Source organism: Yinghuangia aomiensis, from assembly GCF_039542225.1.
Taxonomy (GTDB): domain Bacteria; phylum Actinomycetota; class Actinomycetes; order Streptomycetales; family Streptomycetaceae; genus Yinghuangia; species Yinghuangia aomiensis.
In genome coordinates this window covers 69213-88859 of record NZ_BAABHS010000024.1, presented here as the reverse complement: position 1 = coordinate 88859, position 19647 = coordinate 69213, and the positions used below count along the sequence as shown (strand labels likewise).

The window sequence follows — 19647 nt, the reverse complement described above, 5'->3', positions numbered from 1 at the left end:
ACTCCTGCGGAGCAGTTCCTTGCCATACTCCACACCCCGTCCCGACGCGTCCTTCGGCGGCCGCCACGAACTGGGCCAGAACTTCCTCGTCGACCGCGACACCGTCGCCGCCGTGGTCCGCCTGACCGCGGACACGACCGGCCCGATCGTCGAGATCGGTCCCGGCGACGGTGCGCTGACCATCCCTCTCGCCGCGACCGGCCGTCGGGTCACCGCGGTCGAGCTCGACCCGCGCCGGGCGCGCGGGCTCGTGCGGCGGTTGCCCGGCACCGTCGACGTGGTGAACGCCGACGTCCTGGCCTTCCGGTTCCCCACACGGCCGCACACCGTCGTGGGCAACATCCCGTTCCACCTGACCACACCGATCCTCCGCCGGCTCCTCACCCTCCCGGACTGGGACGCGTGCGTCCTCCTCGTGCAGTGGGAAGTCGCCCGGCGGCGGGCCGGGGTGGGCGGGGCGAGCCTGCTCACGGCGAGTTGGTGGCCGTGGTACGAATTCCGGCTGCACGGCCGGGTCCCGGCCCACGCCTTCCGGCCGCGGCCGTCGGTCGACGGCGGCCTGCTGGCGATCCGCCGCAGGCCCGCACCGCTGGTCGCCGACCGCGCGGGCTACCAGGCTTTCACGCGCCGGGTCTTCACCGCCCGCGGCCGCGGACTGCGGCAGATCCTGCGGGGCATCCTGCCCGAGCGCCGCGTCGACGCGTGGCTGCGGACGCACGAAGTGCCGCCGCACGCGCTGCCCAAGGACCTGGACGCGGCACAGTGGGCGGCGTTGTGGTCGGTCGCGGACAGCCCCGCGACGGTGGCCGGCACGGCGCTGAGGGAGGATGGCCGGCGCCGGAGCACGCGGCGCGGGGATACGACCCGGCGCACACGTCGCGCGTAGGCCGAGGGGGTCGATTCCGCGGAGAGACCGCGGTGAAGGCGCACCGCGATGCTCGTCGTCATGGAGAAGTGCCCTTCTTCCCCCGCGCCGACGGGCCGGAGGCGCCCGCGGCGTAGCCCGTCATCCCCAGGTCAGCGGATCGAGGTCGAGGTAGAAGCGCAGGCGGTCCCGGTCCAACGTGACGCCGTAGCGCTCGGCGAAGGCCGTGTCCGCGGTGCGGGCGCGGTCTTCGTCCGGCCAGGTCTCGCGGGAGTTGGCGAGGAGCAGGGCCAGGTCTGCGTAGCGGTCGGCGGTGCCGAGGCGGCCCAGGTCGATGAAGCCGGACACGTCCCAGGTCCGCGGGTCGAGGACGATGTTGGGGAGGCACAGGTCGCCGTGGCAGACGACGGTGTCGGCCGGCTCTTGTGCACGTCGGGTCGGCAGTTGCGCGGTGATGTGCGCCAGCAGCTCGGCGGCGGGCACGTGCTCCTGCTCCGGCGGCAGGAACTCCGGGTTGACCGCGTCCCGGGCCACGACGTCGCGCGCCAGGGCGACCATGGTGTCGAGTCCGCGGGAGAACGGGCATTCCGACACCGGGACTTCGTGCAGGCGGCGGACCGCGTCGGCGATGCGGTCCCAGGCGGTGCGCAGGTCTTCCGCGGCGACCTGGTCGGCGGGGATGCCGGGCACGGCACTGGTCACCAGGCACGCGCCGGCGTCGTTCGCGGACCAGTCGGCGACCCGCGGACCCGGTACGCCGTGGTCGCCGAGCCAGGCGACCCGGTCGCGTTCGGCCGCGAGGCCGGCGGCGTCCGCGGCCGGCACGCACTTGGCGTACCGGGCCGCGTCCGCGCTGCGGAAGACGGACGCACCGGACTCGCCCGCGGCAACCGGCAGCCAGTCGGCGCCGCCGTTTCCGCACAGGGCGGGCGAAAGGGCCTGGGAGTCGGACCGATAGCTCACACCGGCAACCCTAAACCGGCAGATCCGAAGCCTCCGGCACCCCGTCGGGCAGGCACAAGAGCAGGGCGTCCAAGGCACGGTTGAACGCATGTTCCGCGGGTGTGCCGTAGCCGATCACGAGGCCGTCGCGCGGCGGCAGGGTGCTGTCCGGGTGCCGGTACGGGGCCAGTCCGTCGATGGCCAGGCCCAGGCGGGAGGCCGCGCGCAGGGCGGCCTGCTCGGTGCCCGGCGGGAGTTCCAGGACCGCGTGCATGCCGGCGGCGATCCCGCTGACCCGGATGTGCGGGGCCGCCTCGGCGAGCCTGGCCGCCAAACGGTCCCGGCGCCGCCGGTAGGCGAGGCGCATGCGGCGCAGGTGCCGGTCGTACGCGCCGCACATGATGAAGTCGGCCAGCACAAGCTGGTCGAGCGAGCCGGACCAGCGTTCGCGCACGCCTTTGGCGGCCAGGACGCGGTGCACCAGGGCGTCGGGCAGCACCATCCAGCCCAGGCGCAGCGCGGGGGAGAGGCTCTTGCTGATGGAGCCGAGATAGACGACGCGGTCCGGGTCGAGGCCCTGGAGGGCGCCGACCGGGGCGCGGTCGTAGCGGAACTCGCCGTCGTAGTCGTCTTCGAGCACGATGCCGCCGGTGGCGCGCGCCCAGTCGACGACGGCCGCGCGGCGTTCCGGGTGCAGGGGGCCGCCCATCGGGTACTGGTGGGCGGGGGTCAGCAGCACCGACCGGACGTCGGCGGCGGCCAGGTCGTCGATCACGGCGCCATGCCCGTCCACGCGCAGCGGGACGGTGGTCCGGCCCGCCGCGGCGAGGAGGCCGCGGTGGAAGCCCAGGCCGTACGCCTCGACCGCGACCGGGTCGCTCAGCAGCGGCCCGAGCAACTCCAGCGCGTGGGCGAAGCCCGCGCACACCACGATCCGGTGCGGTGCCGTGCGCACCCCGCGCGACCGCGCCAGGTACTCGGTCAGTGCGGTCCGCAACTCGATGCGGCCGCGCGGATCGCCGGGGCCGAAGGCGTTGTGCGGCGCGGTGTTGAGGGCCCGCCGTGTCGAGGTGAGCCAGGCCGCGCGCGGGAACTGCGTGGCGTCCGGCGCACTCGGCCAGAGGTCGTGGTCGACCCGGCGCGCCGCCGTGACGGGCGCCCGGGGCGGCTCCACGGGCAGCGGCTCGGCGCGCTGCGCCACGCGGGTGCCGCCGCCTTGGCGCGACGTGAGCCAGCCTTCCTCGACCAGCTCGGCGTACGCGTCGGCGACGGTGTTGCGGGCGATGCCCAGGTCGACGGCGAGCGTGCGGTACGGCGGCAGCCGGGTCCCCGGCGCGAGGCGCCCCGAGCCGATCGCCTCGCGGAGCGCCCGCATCACTTGCTCGCGGCGGTTCCCCGTGCCGTCGAGCACCAAGTGGAGGTCGGTGCCCGCGGCCGCGCTCGCGTCCGGGGATTTGACCCATGCTTCTGCCATGAGAATGAACCATACATGTGGGCCAACAGTGCCCTAGCGTTCCTCTCATGACAGCCGTTCAGATCCCCCAGCGCCTCGACTTCCCGACCGTCGCCCCCAAGGTCTTCAAGGCCGTGCTCGCCCTCGACGCGGCCTCCCGCGACGGGCTCGACCCGGTCGTGCGCGAACTCGTCCAGCTCCGCGCCTCGCTGCTCAACCGCTGCGCGTACTGCCTCGACTACCACACCAACGACGCCCGCAAGGCCGGCGAAACCGAGGACCGCCTGCTCCAGCTCGCCGCGTGGCACGACGCCAGTGCGTTCACCGCCCGCGAGCGCGCGGCCCTGGCCCTCGCCGATGCCGTCACCCTGCTGCCCGGCGGCATCCCGGACGACGTCTTCGACACCGCCGCGGCGCACTTCGACGAGCGCGAACTCGCCCAGCTGATCGCGATGGCGGCGACGGCGAACGTGTGGAACCGCATCAACGTCGCCTGCCGCACGATCCCGGGAAACGCCTGACCGGCCTGCTGCCGTCCGGCGGCCCGACCGCCTGCCCCGGGCCCCCGCCTCGATCGTCTCGTGACGTGATCGACTCGCGCGGAGTCGGAGGGGGTGAGGAACGAAGGTCGTTCCGAGGGGAGTTCGATGATGCGCAGGATTGCACGTGCCGCGGTGGTGACCGCGTCCGCGCTGCTGTTGAGCGGTGCCGTGGCAGTGCCTATGCAGGCTTCGGCTGCGCCGCTGCCCCCTGGGGGCGTCGCGTGGACGGAGTCCCACCTCGCGCCGGGCACGCAGATGCTCCCGTACGCGGGTGTGGTGCAGTTCCAGGACCGTTCGATGTGGGTCGGGGGCTCGGACCTGGCGGGGGAGCCCTCGAAGTTCAGGCCGAAGCTCGTGTCGGGCAACGGCGGCGACGGGTGGTCGGAGGTCCCGATGGCGCCGCTGCCGCCGACGGCGGACGTCCAGGCGGAGAGCATCGACGGGCTGTCGCGGACGAGCGCCGTCGTGGTCGGCGACAGCTCGGCCGAATTGGGCGGCTTCCTGGCCGAGCGCCTTGAGGGCGGCAGCTGGCACCTGGACACCGTTCCGGCACCGGCGGACATCCTCAACGGGGCGCTGCTGAGCGTCAAGGAGCTGGCGCCCGACGACATCTGGGCGGTCGGGTTCGCGGTGATCGACCTGAAGATCCAGGACGACGACGGCTTCGACCTGGTCCGCTGGGACGCGGTCATCCGGCATTGGGACGGCACCGCGTGGCGGGTCGTCCCGGTGCCGGACACCGTCAAGGACAGCGCGCTGTTCTCCCTGACGGCGTCCGGCGGCCGGATGTGGGCGGTCGGCCGGACGTTCCGCAGCGACGGCACCGCCACCCCGGTGATGGTGCAGTTCGACGGCCGGTCGTGGAAGCAGACCGCGCTGCCGCCCATGCCGAGCAGCGTGAGCGAACTGCGTGCCGTGGCGGCCCGTTCCCCGCGGGATGTCTGGGCGGTAGGCGGCTACCGCGACGACGCGGGGAACTCGCACGCACTGACCCTGCACTTCGACGGACGTTCGTGGCAGACGGGTCCGGCGCTGCCCGCCGCGTCCGACGAGGTGCTCGACTCGGTCGCGGCCACCGACCGCGGCATCGTCGCTTTCGGCAACCGCGGGGACACGGACGCCGCCTTCGGCGTGCAGCTCGCCGCCGGCACGTGGTCGCCGGTGTACCTGCCCGACGGCGAGAAGGAAGGCATCTTCACGGCACGCCGCCTCAACGTCACCGACGGGCGTATCGCGCTCACCGGAACCCGGTGGGCCGGGGACCACATCGAGGGGGTGGTGCTCACCGGGCGGATCTGACCCGGGGCGCCGGGGCCGCGGGCGGGGGCGCGATCGGCGGGATGTGCCGTGCCGAAGCCGGTCGCGACCTTCGGGTCACCCGGCCCGACAACTCGAACAGCCGGGGAACGCACCCCCGCCGCGGCCGTTCTCAGGCGCGTCCCCTGTCACGCTCCGAGGGCCGCGTCCAGGAACGCGAAGATCTCCGCCCGGGCGGCCTCGGCCTGCGGTTCCAGGCCCGGCAGGGTGAGGAACGCGTGCTTCGCGCCCGGGTATTCGGTGAGCCGCACCGGAACCCCGGCGTCGAACAGCCGTTCCGCGTAGCGGCGGCCGTGGTCGGCGACGGCGTCCTGGGTGGGCACCACGACGAGCGCCGGGGCGAGCCCGCCCAGGTCGTCCGCGTACAGCGGTGAGACCGCGCGGGCGTCCCTGCCCGACGGCGCGGCCAGCCGCTGGAAGAGCCGCAGAAGCGGCTCGGCCCGGGACGGCTGGTACGCGTACTCGGCCATCGACGGGTAGTCGAACATGCCGCCGGTGACGTCGACGACCGGGTTGACCAGCACCTGGGCGCGGAGCCGCACACCGGCGTCCCGGGCCCGGACGGCGGTGAGGGCGGCGATCAATGCCCCGCAGCTTTCGCCGAACACCGCCGTGCGGGCCGGGTCGACACCCCACCGCGCGGCGTGCCGCAGCACGTGGTCGAGCACGTCCCAGCCGTCGTCGGCGGCGTGCGCGAGCGGATCCGCGGGGGCGAGAAGCCGGTGCTCCACCGACACGACCAGCGCGGGAAGCCGGGCGGCCAGGTGGCTGCTCGTCCAGTCGCCTGACCCGGCCCGCCGCCCGCGGGCTGCGCCGAAGCGGTGATCTTCGGGGGTCGCGGTCCGTCGGCTCGGCTTCCGGTGCCCGGGTGCGGATGTACTGGAGTGTCCGACACCGCACCGGGAGGGTTGCCATGAACGCGCACGAGGGCGAAATCCCGGGCGGAACCCCCGCGCCGGAGCCCGGGTACGAGCACCCGTCGGCCGGGTGGGGGGCCGCGCTCGCCGTCGGGAAGGTCCTGCTGCGGAAGGACGGCGCGCCGGTGGACGGGGTCCGTGCCACGCTGCGGATGAACCATGCCGGCGAGGGATTCGACTGCCCCGGCTGCGCGTGGCCCGACGACCCGGGCAACCTGCACTTGGACGTGTGCGAGAACGGCATCAAGCACGCCGTGTGGGAGATGACCCGCAGGCGGGTCGGCCGGGAGTTCTTCGCCGCGCACACCGTCACCGAGCTGGCGGGCTGGAGCGACCACGCGCTGGAGGACGAGGGCCGCCTGACGGAGCCGATGGTGTACGACGCGGACACCGACCACTACGTGCCCATCGGCTGGGACGCCGCGTTCGAACGCGTCGGCAGCACCCTGCGCGGTCTGGACAGCCCCGACGCCGCGGCGTTCTACACGTCCGGGCGGCTGAACAACGAGGCCACGTTCCTGTACCAGCTGATGGTGCGCGAGTACGGCACGAACAACCTGCCCGACTGCTCCAACATGTGCCACGAGGCCAGCGGCCGCGCCCTGACCGCGTCCATCGGCACCGGCAAGGGCACCGTCGACATCCTCGACTGGGACCACGCGGACACGTTCTTCGTGCTCGGCGTGAACGCCGCCTCCAACGCCCCGCGCATGCTGACCTCGCTGGCCGCGGCCTACCGGCGCGGCGCCCGCATCGTGCACGTGAACCCGCTCGTCGAGGCCGCCGCGACCCGGACGATCGTGCCGCACGAGTTCCGCGCGATGGCGACGTTCACCTCCACCCCGACCGGCACGCTCAACCTGCAGCCGCGCATCGCGGGCGACATGGCGCTGCTGCGGGGCATGTCCAAGGCGCTGCTGGAGACCGCCGAGCGCGACCCCGACGCGGTGGACCACGTGTTCCTGGAACGGTTCACGTCCGGCTTCGCCGAGTACCGGGAGCTGTGCCGGACCACGCCGTGGGAGGACCTGGAGCGCGGCTGCGGCCTGAGCCGACAGCAGATGCAGCACGCCGCCGAGGTGTACCGGCAGGGTGCGCACACCATCATCGCGTGGTGCCTCGGGCTGACCCAGCAGGAGCACGGTGTCGACACGATCCGCGAGATCGTCAACGTGCTGCTGCTGCGCGGCAACATCGGCCGAGAAGGTGCCGGCCCGTGCCCGATCCGCGGGCACAGCAACGTGCAGGGGAACCGCACGTGCGGGGTCGACCACCGGCCGAGTGCGGTGTTCCTCGACCGGCTCGCGGGCGTGTGCGGCATCGACCCGCCGCGCGAGCACGGCCTCGACACGGTCCGCACGCTGGCCGCCATGCACGAGGGCAGCGTGCGGGTGTTCGTCGGCATGGGCGGCAACTTCGCGCGGGCCACGCCGGACACCGCGTACACCGAAGAGGCGCTGCGGCGGTGCGAACTGACCGTGCACGTCAGCACGAAGCTCAACCGCAGCCACGTGGTGCACGGCCGCCAGGCGCTGATCCTGCCGTGCCTCGGCCGGACCGAGAAGGACCACCAGGCGAGCGGCGTGCAGTCGGTGTCGGTCGAGGACTCGATGAGCATGGTGCACCTGTCGCGGGGCATGAAGCAGCCCGCGTCCGCGCACCTGCGCTCCGAAGTGGCGATCATCGCGGGGCTGGCGCAGGCCACGCTGCCGGACAGCACGACACCGTGGGACCACTACGTCGGGGACTACGACCGGATCCGCGACGTCATGGCCCGGGCGCTGGACGGCTTCGACGACTTCAACCGCCGCGTGCGGCTGCCGCACGGCTTCCGGCTGCGCCAGCCCGCCCGCGAACGGGTCTTCCTCACCCCGTCCGGCCGCGCCGAGTTCTCCCTGGCCGCGCTGCCCGCCCGGGACGAGACACCCGGCCGCCTGGTCCTGGGCACGATGCGCTCGCACGACCAGTGGAACACCACCGTCTATTCGGAGGACGACCGCTACCGGGGCATCAAGGGCCTGCGCACGCTCGTCTTCATGCACCCCGAGGACATGGCGGCCCGCGGCATCGGCGACCGCGACCGGGTTTCGGTCACCAGCTTCGCCAAGGACGGCAGCCGGCGTTCCGTACAGGGCTACACCGCCGTGGCCTACGACATCCCGGAAGGCTGCGCCGCGGGCTACATGCCCGAACTGAACGTCCTGTGCTCCGCGGCCGACTACAGCCCGCAGAGCGACCAGCCGCTGATGAAGCACCTGAACGTCGAAATCACGCGCGACGCCTAGGTCGTGCCCTGGTGTCCGCCGCAAGACGCGCGGCGCCCCGACGGCGGTCGGGGCGCCGTCCCGGTCAGCCCGTGTGGGCGTGCAACGCGGTGCGGACGGCGGATTCGAGAGCGCCCTCGATCCAGGCTGGCTTGACGGACGTGTGGTCGCCCGCGAAGTGCAACGGCCCTTCCGAGGTCGGGATGTCGGGGAACAACTCGGTGTGCTGGCCGGGGAAGAGCACGGACGCCTCGCCGTAGGCGTAGTGGTCGCGGATCCACGACTGCGTCTTGCCCTTGCCGGTGTGGAAGACCTCGATGCGGCGGCCGAACACGGCCTGCGCACCGGCCAGCGCGCGCAGGTACCGCTCGTCGTCGGCGTACGCGTCCCACTTCAAGGCGTCGTCGGACCAGCTGTAGGAGGCGAGCAGGATCCCGCCGTCGCTGCCCGCCATGGGACTGGCGTGTTCGAAGTACATGAACCGGTTGGCGTTGTCGCTCACCGAACCGCCGCCGCGGATGCGGGCGGCCTCCGGGTCGTCGCCGACCGCGGGCCGGAACGCCGCGAAGCAGTCCTTCAGTTCGTGGGGGATCGCGACGCCCAGATCCTTCACGGACCGGTGCGCGCCGAGGTACCGGCCGTCCCTGACCTGGCCCGACCGGTACTTGGCGTAGAGGCCGGGTTCGATCGAGTCCAGCGCCTCCTTCCACTGGTCCTCGGTGAACTCCCACCAGCGCCGGGAGAACTCCAGCAGCACCTTGGTGGCCGCGTCGTAGTGGAGTTCGGTGATGGCGCGGCGCTTCCCGTAGGCCAGGGGCGGGTCGAAGGACACGTGGCGCAGTCCCGAGAAGGGGACGGTGACGATCGCCTCGTCGCCCTCGAACACCTCCGTGACGCCGCCCTTCCCGGTCTGGCAGTCCTCGGAGACGGTGTGCACCCGAACCTTGCCGTCGCCGTGTTCGATGCGGACGGCGCGCCGGTCGAGACGCACCTTCCCCTTCACGGGCGCGTACAGCGCGTCGACGAGCAGCGCGGTGCCGCCCTTGACCTCCCAGAACGTGGTCTTGGGGTCGATCAGCGCGCTGCCCAGGAAGCTGTGCAGGAAGGAGAGGTGCAGGCGCGAGGTCAGGTTCTGGATGGTGCCGACGAGGTCGACGGTCCGGACGTCGAGCCCGGCGGCCTCGGTGAGGTACCGGTACATCGACCAGTGGCCGTACCGTTTGAGGACCTCGACCCATCCTTCCACGAGCGGCGTTCCCTGCTTGCCGCGGATGAGCTGGTGCACGGGTTCGAGCGCGTCCGCGAGGATCGCCGCAGCGGTCTTCGTGCGGTTGGGGCCGGTGATGCCGAAGGTGTCGTTGACCTTCTCGGGGCTCTTCTCGTAGTCGGCCCGGCGCACGTGGAGGCCGTTGACGTGGATCCAGGCGCGGTTGGCCCGCTTCGTCGGATCGTCGACGTCCACGTCCACCAGGTAGAACTCCTGGCGCGGGAGGTCGAACTTCTTGAGCAGCGCCATCAGCAGCGGGTGGCTGTCGGGCAGCCGCATGGCTCCGCCTTCGGCGTACTGCCGCGGGTCGGCGAAGGGCTGCTCGCCGTTCTCGTGGCCGCCCTTGCGGAACGTCTTGATGCGGCCGCCGACCCGGTTGCCGTTGGCCTCGATCACCGTGACGTCGTGGCCCGCCCGGTTGAGCAGGTCGGCGGCCAGCAGGCCGGCCGGTCCGGCGCCGACGATCAGGATGCGCTTGGTGCCCTTCCCGGGGTTGGGCGGCAGGCCGTTCTCGACGGCCTTGAGGTACGCCGGGACCAGCGACGTGTCGTGCTCGTCGTAGACGACGATGGCGCGGGCGACCGCGGTGTACGCCTCGGCGGGGACGCCGGGGGGCGTTCCGGCGGGGTCGGCGGCGGGCACGGTCGAGGGGGCGGTGCCCGGGCTCAGCGCGGTCGCGGGCCCGGCGGACGCGGCGGCGAGCCCGGCCGCGAGCGCCGACACGCCGGTCGCCGTGACCACGGTCCGCCGGGACGGCCGCGCGCCGCCCGACGGCCGCCGGTGATCCCGGTCCCGCGGAGGATCGGAGACGACGCGCCGGCCGCCGGATAACGTCGTGGTGTCCGCGGCCGCGACGGCCGCGTCTTCGGCAGGCAAGTCGTGCTCACCCATATGCGCGTCGTCGGCGTTGCTCGTGCCGAGGTTCCGGGTGTCGAAGTCCTGTGTGCTCATGGCCGATTACTCTGCGGGCCCGTGCGACACGGAGGAAGCGGGGTCACCCGGATGAGTGGTTGGACGTCACTCGTCCGGCGGTAATCCTGTGTCCGGGAGTGCTGCTCGGCAGCTACGACCCGGCGCGGATGAAGGACCCGCGGTGGACGGTCAGTACGCCCCGCTGTGCTTGCCGGCCGCCGAGGGGAATCCCTCGGTTCTCGGGGATGGCCGCGGGCGGTGTTGTCCCCGGGCGCGGGCGGTGGTCGGATGGGGCGGTTCGGGTGGGGAGCGAACGGGTCGGGGGACCCGGAGGCTTCGGGAGGGCTGAGCTCTGGGCCGGCGTAAGTGGGCGGTCGTGACGACCGTCGGAATTGTCCTTGCCGGATTGCTCGTCGCGTGGTTCGTCGTCGGGCGCGACGACGGATCGGACCCGGCGGGGGCCAAGCCCGCGGCGCAGCAGACGCCGCCCGCCGCGGGGGTGGATCCCGGACCGCCGATCCGCGGACTCGACCTCGGCACGGGCAACCGCCGTGCGCCGTTGCCGGGCATGTACGACTGGTCGAAGGCCGGATTCCGGTCCGGTGCGCCGCTGCCCGGCGACAGTGCGATTCGCGGGGACGCGCAATGCCGCGTCACTCCGGAGACGCTCGCGGGCGAGTTCGGCGTGACGCCGAACGACGGCAAAGACGACACCGACGGCATCCAGAAGGCCGTGGACCGGATCAAGTCCGCGTGCTCGCCCACCGGTTCGTACGACAAGGAGAGCCTGCTCCAACTCCCCGCCGGGCAACTCGACATCAGCCACGAGATCCACCTCGACGCCGACTACCTCATCGTGCGCGGCAGCGGATCCGACCCGGCCACCGGAACCCGCCTGGTCTACCGTCCGGACGAGAACACCCGCTACGGCAAGCTGACCAAGGACGGCAGCCGCTGGGACCAGGACAAGACCGACTACCAGGACGGCAGCGGCGGTTGGCTGTGGCCCGGCCGCGGGCTATTCCGCGTGCAGTCCCGGGCCGTGCACCCGGACTACGCGAAGGCGTACGCGTCCGCCCCGGCCGACCGCAAGGACCTGTTCGAGGGCACGGTCAACGTGCACTGGAAGGCGGGCCTCAAGCTGCGGGAGAAGAACGGCGGCGGAGGATTCGCGGCGCGTACCGGGGACACGGTCGTCCCGCTCGCCGCGGACGCCAAGCTCGACACCCTCAAGCCCGGCACGCTGGTCAACGTGCGGGCGGCGAACACCCGCATGTTCTACGAGCAAATGAACGCGGTGCCGGCCGGCGGCGGCGACGGCCAGATGGAGAACCTGCACATGCGGCAGCAGATCTTCACCGTCACGGCCATCGACCCGGCGAACAAGACCGTCACCCTCGACAAGCCCCTCGAATACGACGTGCCGGTCGACTCGGGCTCCGACGGCTCGGCCCTCATCGACAACAAGAAGTACGACTCCAAGGTGTCGCCGTTGGTCGACCCGGTCGTCGGCGTCGGGATCGAAGCGCTGGCCATCACCCAGGAGGAGCCCAAGCTCGACGCCGCCGACTCGGTGCACAACTACGGCAACATGGACCCGGCTTCGGCGATGAACGGCATTGTCTTCAAGTGGGCGGCCGACTCGTGGGTCAAGGGCGTCACGACGACGATGACCGGCTCGCACCCCATCGTCACCGAGGAGGCGACGCACTTGTCGATCCTCGACAATTCCCTGAACGGCGCCTGGAACAAGGGGAAGGGCGGCAACGGCTACTTCCGCGGATCGCGCGTCTGGGACTCGGTGTACGCCGGCAACACGTCCCGCAACCTGCGGCACTTCACCTTCCAGTGGTCCGCGTCCGGCAACGTCGTCATCGGCAACAGCTTCGACTCCGACCTCAACCTGCACGGCGGCTGGGAACGCCACAACCTGTTCGAACTCAACAAGGTCGCCGTCCCCGCCGGACACCGCCCCGACAGCTGCCGGGCGAACTGCGGCGACGAAGGCGGCTCCGACCCGGACAACGCCGACTGGTACCCGATCTGGTGGGCCGCCGGACAGAAGGCCGTGAAATGGTCGGGCGCGTCCGGCCCCGACAACGTCTTCTTCCGCAACGAGATGACCAAGCAGACCACCAAGGACGGCCCCTACCAGCCGTATTACGCCGACCGCACCCGGATCTACCGCTTCGCCTGGGACGGCACCGGCTACCGGCCGCTGTCCCAGTCCGGCACCCCGATCACCGACTGGGCGGGCAACGAGCAGAAGGACTTCACCGGCGGGCAGGGCGTCGACGCCTCGGGCACGTTCGACGGCCCGTCGATCTTCCTGAAATCGGTGCCGTGACCGCCTCCGGTCGCGGCGGGCCGGGGCCCAGGTCGTCCTGAACCGGCGTCCCCTACTCGTCGTCCGCCATCAGCTCGTACTGCAGGCCGGTCGACTTCAGCGCGGATTCGAGGTCCAGGCGGCGGTCGCCGTCGAAGACCGCTTCGACGGTGCGGAGGCCGGAGCCCTCCTGGCCGAGTACGGGCGGCAGGTCGTCCCGGAACGGGCGGAGGGCTTCCTGCGCCGTAGTGGCCTCCGCGTCCGACTCCACGGTGATGCGGACAAAGGTGGTCGTCATGGTCCATATGGTCACCCCTCGCGGGGTATATCCGCGCTGCGCCGCGCCGCCGTTCCGGTGGCGCCGGGTTGCGTCACCCGAGTGCGTAGTGTCGTTCGCCGATCCGCCGTCGTCCGAGAACCGCCAGGGAGCTGCCGTGACCGACACGCCCGCCGTTCGTGAACTCCGCTTGGTGGTCACCGCCGCCGACTACGACGCCGCCCTGCACTTCTACCGGGACGTGCTCGGTCTGCCCGAGCGTGGCGCCTTCGCGTCCCCCGACGGGCGGGTCACCATCCTCGACGCGGGCCGCGCCACCTTGGAGCTGACCGACCCCGGGCACGCCGCGTACATCGACGAGGTCGAGGTCGGACGGCGGGTCGCGGGCCACATCCGGGTGGCGTTCCGGGTCGACGACTCCGCGGCCGCGACGGCGACCCTGGCGGCGGCCGGGGCGGAGGTGGTCGCCGCCCCGACGCGGACACCCTGGGGCTCGCTGAACGCCCGACTCGAAGCGCCCGGCGCCCTCCAGCTGACGCTGTTCAGCGAACCGGACGACCAGGTCAGTCCGCGAACGTGACGACGGCGCGGCCGTGCAGGGTGCCGTCGTGCAGGGCCTGGTACGCCTTCCCGATGTCGGCGAACGGGAACTCGTCGACGTTGTTCCGGATGCGCCCGCTCTCGGCGAGCGTCAGGACTTCGCGGACGTCGGCGATGCTGCTGCCCTGGAAGGTGAACACCTCGCCGTCGCGCGGCAGCCCGCCGTACCAGGGCGCCTGCAGGCGGCCCATCGCGGCGCCGATCAAGCCGTAGGCGCCGGCGGGGCGGACCGCGGCGGTGCCGGCCGCGATGGTGGCGTCCACGCCGACGAAGTCCAGTACCGCGTCGGCGCCGTAGCCGTCGGTCAGGGCGCGGATCTCCGCGGAGGTCTGGTCGCTCGTGCCCACGAGCGTGGCGTCCGCGCCGAGTTCGCGGGCCACTTTCAGCCGGGCCTCGTCGGTGTCGACCGCGACGACCCGCGCGCCGGTGAGCAAGTGCAGGTACTGCACCGCGAACGCGCCGAGGCCGCCCGCGCCGATGACGACGGCGGTGCCGCCGGGACGGATCCGCGGCAGAGCGCGGCGCACCGCGTGGTACGAGGTCGCTCCGGCGTCGGTCAGGGGGCCCGCCGTGCGCGGGTCGAGCCCGTGCAGCGGCAGCAGGGCGCGCGGGTCGTCGACCAGGACGTACTCGGCGAGGCCGCCGTCCCGGCCGAAGCCGCGTCCGGCGGGGGCGTGGGGGCAGTTGCCGTCCAGGCCGCCCACGCAGAAGGAGCAGGTGCCGCAGGAGGACGGCGACACCAGCGCGACCGGATCCCCCAGGGCGAATCCGGTGACACCGGGGCCGAGTTCGGCGATCCGGCCCGCGGTCTCGTGCCCGAGGGTGAACGGCATGGACCAGCCCCAGGCGCGACCGGTCTCGGCCGGCATGTCCAGCATCGTGAAGTCGGAGTGGCACAGCCCGCACCCGGACACCTTGACCACGGCCTGCCCGGGCCCCGGTGTCGGAACGGGCACCTCGACGACCTCGGCCGGGTGCTGCCACTCTGGAATGCGGTACGCCCGCATCGTGCGTCCCATCGCGCTCTCCTCCTCCGTCGTTGCCCTCTACACGCATCCGACCGTAGCGGGCATTGCCGCAGGTCGCCGCAATTTCCGCGGCCGAAGCGCGGTCGACGGCGGCGAGCGCGTCCCAGGTCTCGGAGCCGGCTCGGCACCAACCGCTCGCCCGCGGTGGTCAGCGGCCGCCCAAGGCTTTCGCGAACGACGCGATCACCCGGGAGGACTCGGCGGTGTTGTAGATGTCCTCCTCGTAGCACCACGTGCCGTCGCCGGCGTACACGAGAATCGTCGCGGAGACGAACTGGTAGCCGGGGCCGCCGTCCGGCGCCGGGAATCGGTTCGGCACGTAGATGAACACCAGGTCGTTGTCGATGAGCGCGAATTCGATCGGGAAGACCAGGTCCATGACCTGGCCCTGCATCGTGGACGTGATCCAGGAGCGGATCGCCTCGCGCCCCCGCATCACCCCGAAGTGGTGCTCAACATAGATGGCGTCCTCGGTGAAGCGGTCGGCCCACGCGTTCCAGTCGCCGGAGCGGACCGCCTCCTGGCCCGCCTTCTCGTAGTTCCGCAGGGCCTCTTCGACCTCCGCGCGATCGAACGTGCGGCCGCGCCGCACCTCGCCGCCGAGGAACGTGAAGCCGCGCTCGGGATGTTCGGGCGCACCGGGCTCGGACGTGGACACGGGCTACCTCCGTCGTTCGGCGGACCCGGGGTCCGCCCGGCGGACCCCGGCTGAGCAGCATGGATTATGCGATCGCGGCCCGGCGAAGTCGAGCCCACCGAAGGGTTTTCGGGACCCGGACGGGCCGGGTGCCCGGCTCGTCAGCGCACCGACCGCACGCCGACCACCAGGACCGATCCCACCAACGCAATGCCCGCGCACACGGGGAACAGTGCCCCGTAGCCCCACGAGCCGACGATCGCCGACGCGATGAACGGTGCGGCGACCTGCGGGGCGGCGTTGGCGATGTTGATGATCCCGAGGTCCTTGCCCGCGTCTTCGCCGCGCGGCAGGACCTTGGTGATGAGCGCCATGTCGACCGCGGTGTACATGCCGAAAGCGGCGCCGTTGACGACGTTGAACACGGTCATCCCGTCGACCGAGGGCGACATCTGCGGGATGAACAGCGACAGCGCCATCAGGATGCCGGACGCCAGCACGAACGGCTTGACGCGGCCCACCTTGTCGGCCACGAGGCCGATGACGAGCGCGGCGGCGACCATGGCGACGGCGTTGACGACCATGAGGAAGCCCATGGTGGCGGCGGCGTTCCGCGGTTCGACCTTCACGTACTCCATGAGGATGTACAGGTTGTAGGTGGAGACCACGAAGTAGCCCGCCACGACGCCGAACCGGGAGACGAACGCGATCGCGAAGTCGGGGTGCTTGCGCGGGTCGACCCAGAAGTTCGCGAGGAACTTCCGGAGCGCGAACGGCTCGACGGCCATGTCCTTGCTGGACGTGTCCGGGGTGAGGAAGAGGAACAGCGCGGTCGCCGCGACGATGACCCCGATGACGAGGTAGTAGCCCTTCTCGCCCTGGAACCGGCCGTCGAATCCGCCGATGACACCGTCGTAGCCGAGCTTGTGCCCGTCGATGCCGCCGATGACGACGGCCGCGGCCAGGATGGCGATCGGCGTCGCGAGACCGACCAGCGCGGACATGGTGCCGTAGCGGGCGGGCGGCACCCGGTCGGGCATCGTCGAGGCCAGCGCGGCCTGGAAGCCGTTGAGGATGAACTGCACGCACGCCCAGCTGATCGCGAGCGCGGCGATCGACGTCGCCTGGGCCTGCCACGCGAGCGCGGCGCCGCCGAGCAGGACGCAGACGGCGAGCCACGGGGCACGGCGGCCGAAGCGGCTGCGGGTGCGGTCGGATATCTGACCGAAGACCGGGTTGCCGATGGCGGCGAGGGCGGCGCCGACCGCGACGGCGTTCTTGAGCGCGTCGGGGTCGGGGTGGCCCTTGATCGCGGTGACCTGCATCGGGATCAGGAACGATCCGACGCTGATCCACAGCATGATCAGCGCGCTGTTGCCCAGGGTGAACGTCAGGGAGAGGCGACCGAGGCGGGTCCGGCCCGGCTCGGCCGCGGTTCTGCCGGGGAGTCCGGGGAGTCCGGGGAGGTCGCCGCGGCCCGGGGGAGTGGGCCGTGCGGCGGACGCCGGGTCGGGCGCGGTGGTGTGCGACATGGGGGAGGCCTCATCGGGGAGGACGGTTCCGCGCGGGGGCGCGGCCGGGGGCGGCGCAGGGCGTACCTGCCGAATCGGGACGCGGCGTCCGCTGCGGGCTCCTCCGCCTCGGCTGCCGAGTCCGGCATCCGGGACGTCTTGACGCAACCCGAGCGCAAACCTAGTGTTCCCGCTCGGGAATAGTTCCCGCACGGGAATAAGCTGTCAAGCCCCGCCGTGGCACGTCGAAAGGCCCGATCACATGACCCGCACCCCGTCCTCGTCCCCGTCCCCGGGGGCGTCCGCCACCCTCGACCGCCGGGTGGACGAACTGCTGGCCCGCATGTCCCTGGAGGACAAGGCCGCGCAGATGTTCCAGCCGATGGCGAACATCGCCGCCCCCGAGGAGCCGGGACTGTTCGGCAGCCCGTCGATGCGCGAACTGCTGGACCGGGGCATCTCGCACTTCAACATCCTGTGGGCGGCCGGCGCCCGCGAGATCGCCGACTGGTACAACGCGGTCCAGCGCGACGCGCTCGGCCGCGGCGCGGGCGTCCCGGTCTCCATCTCCAGCGACCCGCGCCACGCGTTCACGGACAATCCGGCGGCGGCGTTGATGTCCGGGCCGTTCTCCCAGTGGCCCGAGCCCCTCGGCTTCGCCGCGATCGGCTCGGCCGAGCTGGTGCACCGGTGGGCCCGGGTCATCCGCCGCGAGTACGTCGCGGTCGGCATCCGCACCGCCCTGCATCCGCAGATCGACCTCGCCACCGAACCGCGCTGGGCGCGTATCAGCACCACGTTCGGCGAGGACGCGGGGCTGACCGCGCGCCTGGCCGCGGCATACGTGCGCGGGCTCCAGGACGAGGACCCGGACGGCACCCCCGCGGTCTCCGCCATGGCCAAGCACTTCCCCGGCGGCGGCCCGCAGCAGGACGGCGAAGACGCGCACTTCCCCTACGGCCGCGAACAGGTCTACCCCGGCGGCAACTTCGACCAGCACCTCGAACCGTTCGAGGCGGTCATCGGCGAAGGCGTCGCGCAGATCATGCCCTACTACGGCATGCCCGTCGGCACCGCATACGAAGAAGTCGGCTTCGGCTTCAACAAGCAGATCATCACCGGCCTGCTGCGCGAGAAGCTCGGGTACGACGGCATCGTCTGCACCGACTGGGGCATCCTGTCGAGCATGTGCTGGGGGGTCGAAGACCTCACCTACGAAGAGCGCATGCTCAAGGCACTCGACGCCGGAGTCGACCAGTTCGGCGGGGAATGGCAGGTGGAGGTGCTGGTCGGCCTGGTCCGGTCCGGCGCCGTCGACGAAGCCCGGATCGACACGTCGGTGCGGCGGCTGCTCCGCGAGAAGTTCCGGCTCGGCCTGTTCGAGAGCCCGTTCGTCGACGCCGACGCCGCGGTCGCCTTGGTCGGCGATGCCGAGGCGCGCGCGGAAGGACTGGCCGCGCAGAGCGCCGCGCACGTCCTGCTGGAGAACGCGGGCGACAGCCCCGCCCACCTGCCGCTCGCCGTGGGCGCGCTGCGGGTGTACGCGGAGGGCGTCGACGCCGCGGCGTTCGCGGGACGCGCGACGGTGGCCGCGTCCCCCGCCGAGGCCGACGTCGCGATCCTGCGGCTCGCCGCGCCGTGGGAGGAGCGCGGCGAACCGGGCACGATCGAGTCGTTCTTCCACGCCGGGTCCCTGGAGTTCCCGGGTGCCGAGGTCGAGCGGGTCCGGGCGCTGTGCGCGACGGTGCCGACGATCGTGTCGGTGTACCTCGACCGGCCCGCGGTCCTGACCGGTATCGCGGAGGAAGCCGCCGCGCTGCTGGTCGACTTCGGGGCTTCCGACGAGGCGTTCGCCCGGGTCCTCTTCGGCGAGTCGCGTCCCGAGGGGCGGCTGCCGTTCGATCTGCCGTCGTCGATGGCCGCGGTCGTGGCCAGCCGCTCCGACGTCCCGTTCGACACCGCGGACCCGCTGTTCCGTTTCGGTGACGGGCTGGCGTACCGGGCCGGGTCCGAAGGCGGGTCGTCGGCAGGCTGAGGCACCGGCGGCCCGGTAGGCGGCCCGGTCGTGGTGCCTACCGGGCCGCCGACGCGGCCAGCAGCGACGCGAGGCCGCTCACCGTCGCCTCCAGCCCGAAGCGGAACGTCTCCTCGTCGCCGATCTCCACGCCTTCGGCCACCAGCCGCCGCAAGGAGTGGAAGCCCGCGGCTTCCGGCCGGGCGAGCGCCTCTTCCATGTACGGCCCCTGCGGGTGCCGCCCGTGCCGCCGCGCCGTGACCACGTCGCGGGCGAAGCCCATCGCCAGGAGCGACAGGACGTCCAGCGCCCGGCCCGCGTCCGCGATGCCGAACCCGGCCGCGACCAGGCGCTCGACCAGCGCGTCCGCGGGGCCGAGGGTGAGCGTGCCCAGCGGGCCGTCGAAGCGGACGTACTCGATGAGCGCCCCGGTGTCGACCAGGGAATCCTTCACCGCGGTCGCGAACCGGCGGCAGCAGTCCTCCCAACTCGCGTCCGCCGCGAACGCGAACGGGACGAACCGCGTCTCGAAGGCGTTGGCCGCCACCAGCTCGAGGAGCCCTTCGCGCCCCGAGACGTGGTAGTTGAGCGCCTTGCGGTCCACCCCGAGCCGGTCGGCGACGGCCTGCATCGTCAGTTCCTCCGGCGGCAGCGTCCGCGCGACCTCCAGAATTCGGGCCGCATCGAGCCCCGCTCGGCCACCGCGTCCGCGCCGGGCACCCCCGGAGCCCCCGCCGGACCCGCGATCGGCCTCCGCGTCGTGCATGCGCCACTC

Annotated in this window: 15 protein-coding genes and 1 pseudogene; 7 read left to right on the top strand and 9 right to left on the bottom strand. The window is 72.3% G+C overall.

Translation table 11 applies throughout. The annotated features are described in order from the left end of the window. The first annotated feature begins 19 nt into the window (after positions 1-19). Positions 20-886, top strand: coding sequence for a 23S ribosomal RNA methyltransferase Erm (gene erm / locus ABEA93_RS28940; protein WP_345678773.1), 867 nt, complete (start codon positions 20-22; stop codon positions 884-886). Between the two features lie 120 nt (positions 887-1006). Here the strand turns inward: erm and ABEA93_RS28935 are convergent, their stop codons facing one another. Together ABEA93_RS28935 and pdxR are read right to left on the bottom strand one after the other, a co-directional pair. Next, the gene (locus ABEA93_RS28935; RefSeq protein ID WP_345678772.1) at positions 1007-1828 is read right to left on the bottom strand and encodes an APH(3'') family aminoglycoside O-phosphotransferase; all 822 of its coding nucleotides are present in this window, start codon (positions 1826-1828) and stop codon (positions 1007-1009) included. A 10-nt stretch (positions 1829-1838) separates the two neighbouring features. Beyond that, on the bottom strand, positions 1839-3281 hold the full coding sequence (gene pdxR, locus ABEA93_RS28930; RefSeq protein WP_345678771.1) for a MocR-like pyridoxine biosynthesis transcription factor PdxR: 1443 nt from the start codon (positions 3279-3281) through the stop codon (positions 1839-1841). Positions 3282-3328: 47 nt separating this feature from the next. Between pdxR and ABEA93_RS28925 the strand changes: the two genes are divergently transcribed. Both ABEA93_RS28925 and ABEA93_RS28920 read left to right on the top strand, forming a co-directional pair. Then, a complete protein-coding gene (locus ABEA93_RS28925; RefSeq protein WP_345678770.1) occupies positions 3329-3781 on the top strand; it encodes a carboxymuconolactone decarboxylase family protein in 453 nt (150 codons plus the stop codon). Between the two features lie 126 nt (positions 3782-3907). After that, positions 3908-5101 carry a hypothetical protein gene (locus ABEA93_RS28920; RefSeq protein ID WP_345678769.1) on the top strand — a complete coding sequence of 398 codons (1194 nt, stop codon included), beginning with the start codon at positions 3908-3910 and terminating at the stop codon, positions 5099-5101. A 146-nt stretch (positions 5102-5247) separates the two neighbouring features. On the opposite strand, the pseudogene ABEA93_RS28915 reads toward ABEA93_RS28920, so the two are convergent. After that, positions 5248-5901, bottom strand: a pseudogene (locus tag ABEA93_RS28915) (alpha/beta hydrolase fold domain-containing protein); the annotation flags it as partial. A 131-nt stretch (positions 5902-6032) separates the two neighbouring features. Here ABEA93_RS28915 and ABEA93_RS28910 point away from each other — a divergent pair. Beyond that, a complete protein-coding gene (locus tag ABEA93_RS28910; RefSeq protein ID WP_345678768.1) occupies positions 6033-8321 on the top strand; it encodes an FdhF/YdeP family oxidoreductase in 2289 nt (762 codons plus the stop codon). A gap of 64 nt (positions 8322-8385) precedes the next feature. Here the strand turns inward: ABEA93_RS28910 and ABEA93_RS28905 are convergent, their stop codons facing one another. Next, the gene (locus ABEA93_RS28905) at positions 8386-10518 is read right to left on the bottom strand and encodes an FAD-dependent oxidoreductase (protein WP_345678767.1); all 2133 of its coding nucleotides are present in this window, start codon (positions 10516-10518) and stop codon (positions 8386-8388) included. A gap of 337 nt (positions 10519-10855) precedes the next feature. On the opposite strand from ABEA93_RS28905, the gene ABEA93_RS28900 reads away from it, so the two are divergent. Further along, positions 10856-12826: a hypothetical protein gene (locus ABEA93_RS28900; protein ID WP_345678766.1), complete on the top strand. Its 1971-nt coding sequence runs from the start codon at positions 10856-10858 to the stop codon at positions 12824-12826. 52 nt (positions 12827-12878) lie between these two features. On the opposite strand, the gene ABEA93_RS28895 is transcribed toward ABEA93_RS28900, so the two are convergent. Further along, positions 12879-13103, bottom strand: a complete 225-nt coding sequence (locus ABEA93_RS28895; RefSeq protein WP_345678765.1) for a hypothetical protein — start codon at positions 13101-13103, stop codon at positions 12879-12881. 136 nt (positions 13104-13239) lie between these two features. Between ABEA93_RS28895 and ABEA93_RS28890 the strand changes: the two genes are divergently transcribed. Beyond that, complete coding sequence (locus tag ABEA93_RS28890; protein WP_345678764.1) at positions 13240-13662, top strand: VOC family protein; 423 nt, start codon at positions 13240-13242, stop codon at positions 13660-13662. Here the strand turns inward: ABEA93_RS28890 and ABEA93_RS28885 are convergent. From ABEA93_RS28885 to ABEA93_RS28875, 3 genes are all read right to left on the bottom strand, one after another. Continuing rightward, positions 13646-14701 (bottom strand): NAD(P)-dependent alcohol dehydrogenase, encoded by a 1056-nt coding sequence (locus ABEA93_RS28885; RefSeq protein WP_345678763.1) that lies wholly within the window; start codon positions 14699-14701, stop codon positions 13646-13648. The two genes, ABEA93_RS28890 and ABEA93_RS28885, sit on opposite strands and share 17 nt — an antisense overlap. Before the next feature lie 157 nt (positions 14702-14858). Next, a complete protein-coding gene (locus ABEA93_RS28880; RefSeq protein WP_345678762.1) occupies positions 14859-15368 on the bottom strand; it encodes a YybH family protein in 510 nt (169 codons plus the stop codon). Positions 15369-15508: 140 nt separating this feature from the next. Beyond that, positions 15509-16879 carry an MFS transporter gene (locus ABEA93_RS28875; protein WP_345678761.1) on the bottom strand — a complete coding sequence of 457 codons (1371 nt, stop codon included), beginning with the start codon at positions 16877-16879 and terminating at the stop codon, positions 15509-15511. Positions 16880-17120: 241 nt separating this feature from the next. Here ABEA93_RS28875 and ABEA93_RS28870 point away from each other — a divergent pair, with 241 nt between their 5' ends. Next, positions 17121-18893 (top strand): glycoside hydrolase family 3 protein, encoded by a 1773-nt coding sequence (locus tag ABEA93_RS28870; RefSeq protein ID WP_345678760.1) that lies wholly within the window; start codon positions 17121-17123, stop codon positions 18891-18893. Positions 18894-18930: 37 nt separating this feature from the next. On the opposite strand, the gene ABEA93_RS28865 is transcribed toward ABEA93_RS28870, so the two are convergent. After that, positions 18931-19638 (bottom strand): TetR/AcrR family transcriptional regulator C-terminal domain-containing protein, encoded by a 708-nt coding sequence (locus ABEA93_RS28865; protein ID WP_345678759.1) that lies wholly within the window; start codon positions 19636-19638, stop codon positions 18931-18933. Positions 19639-19647 lie beyond the last annotated feature (9 nt).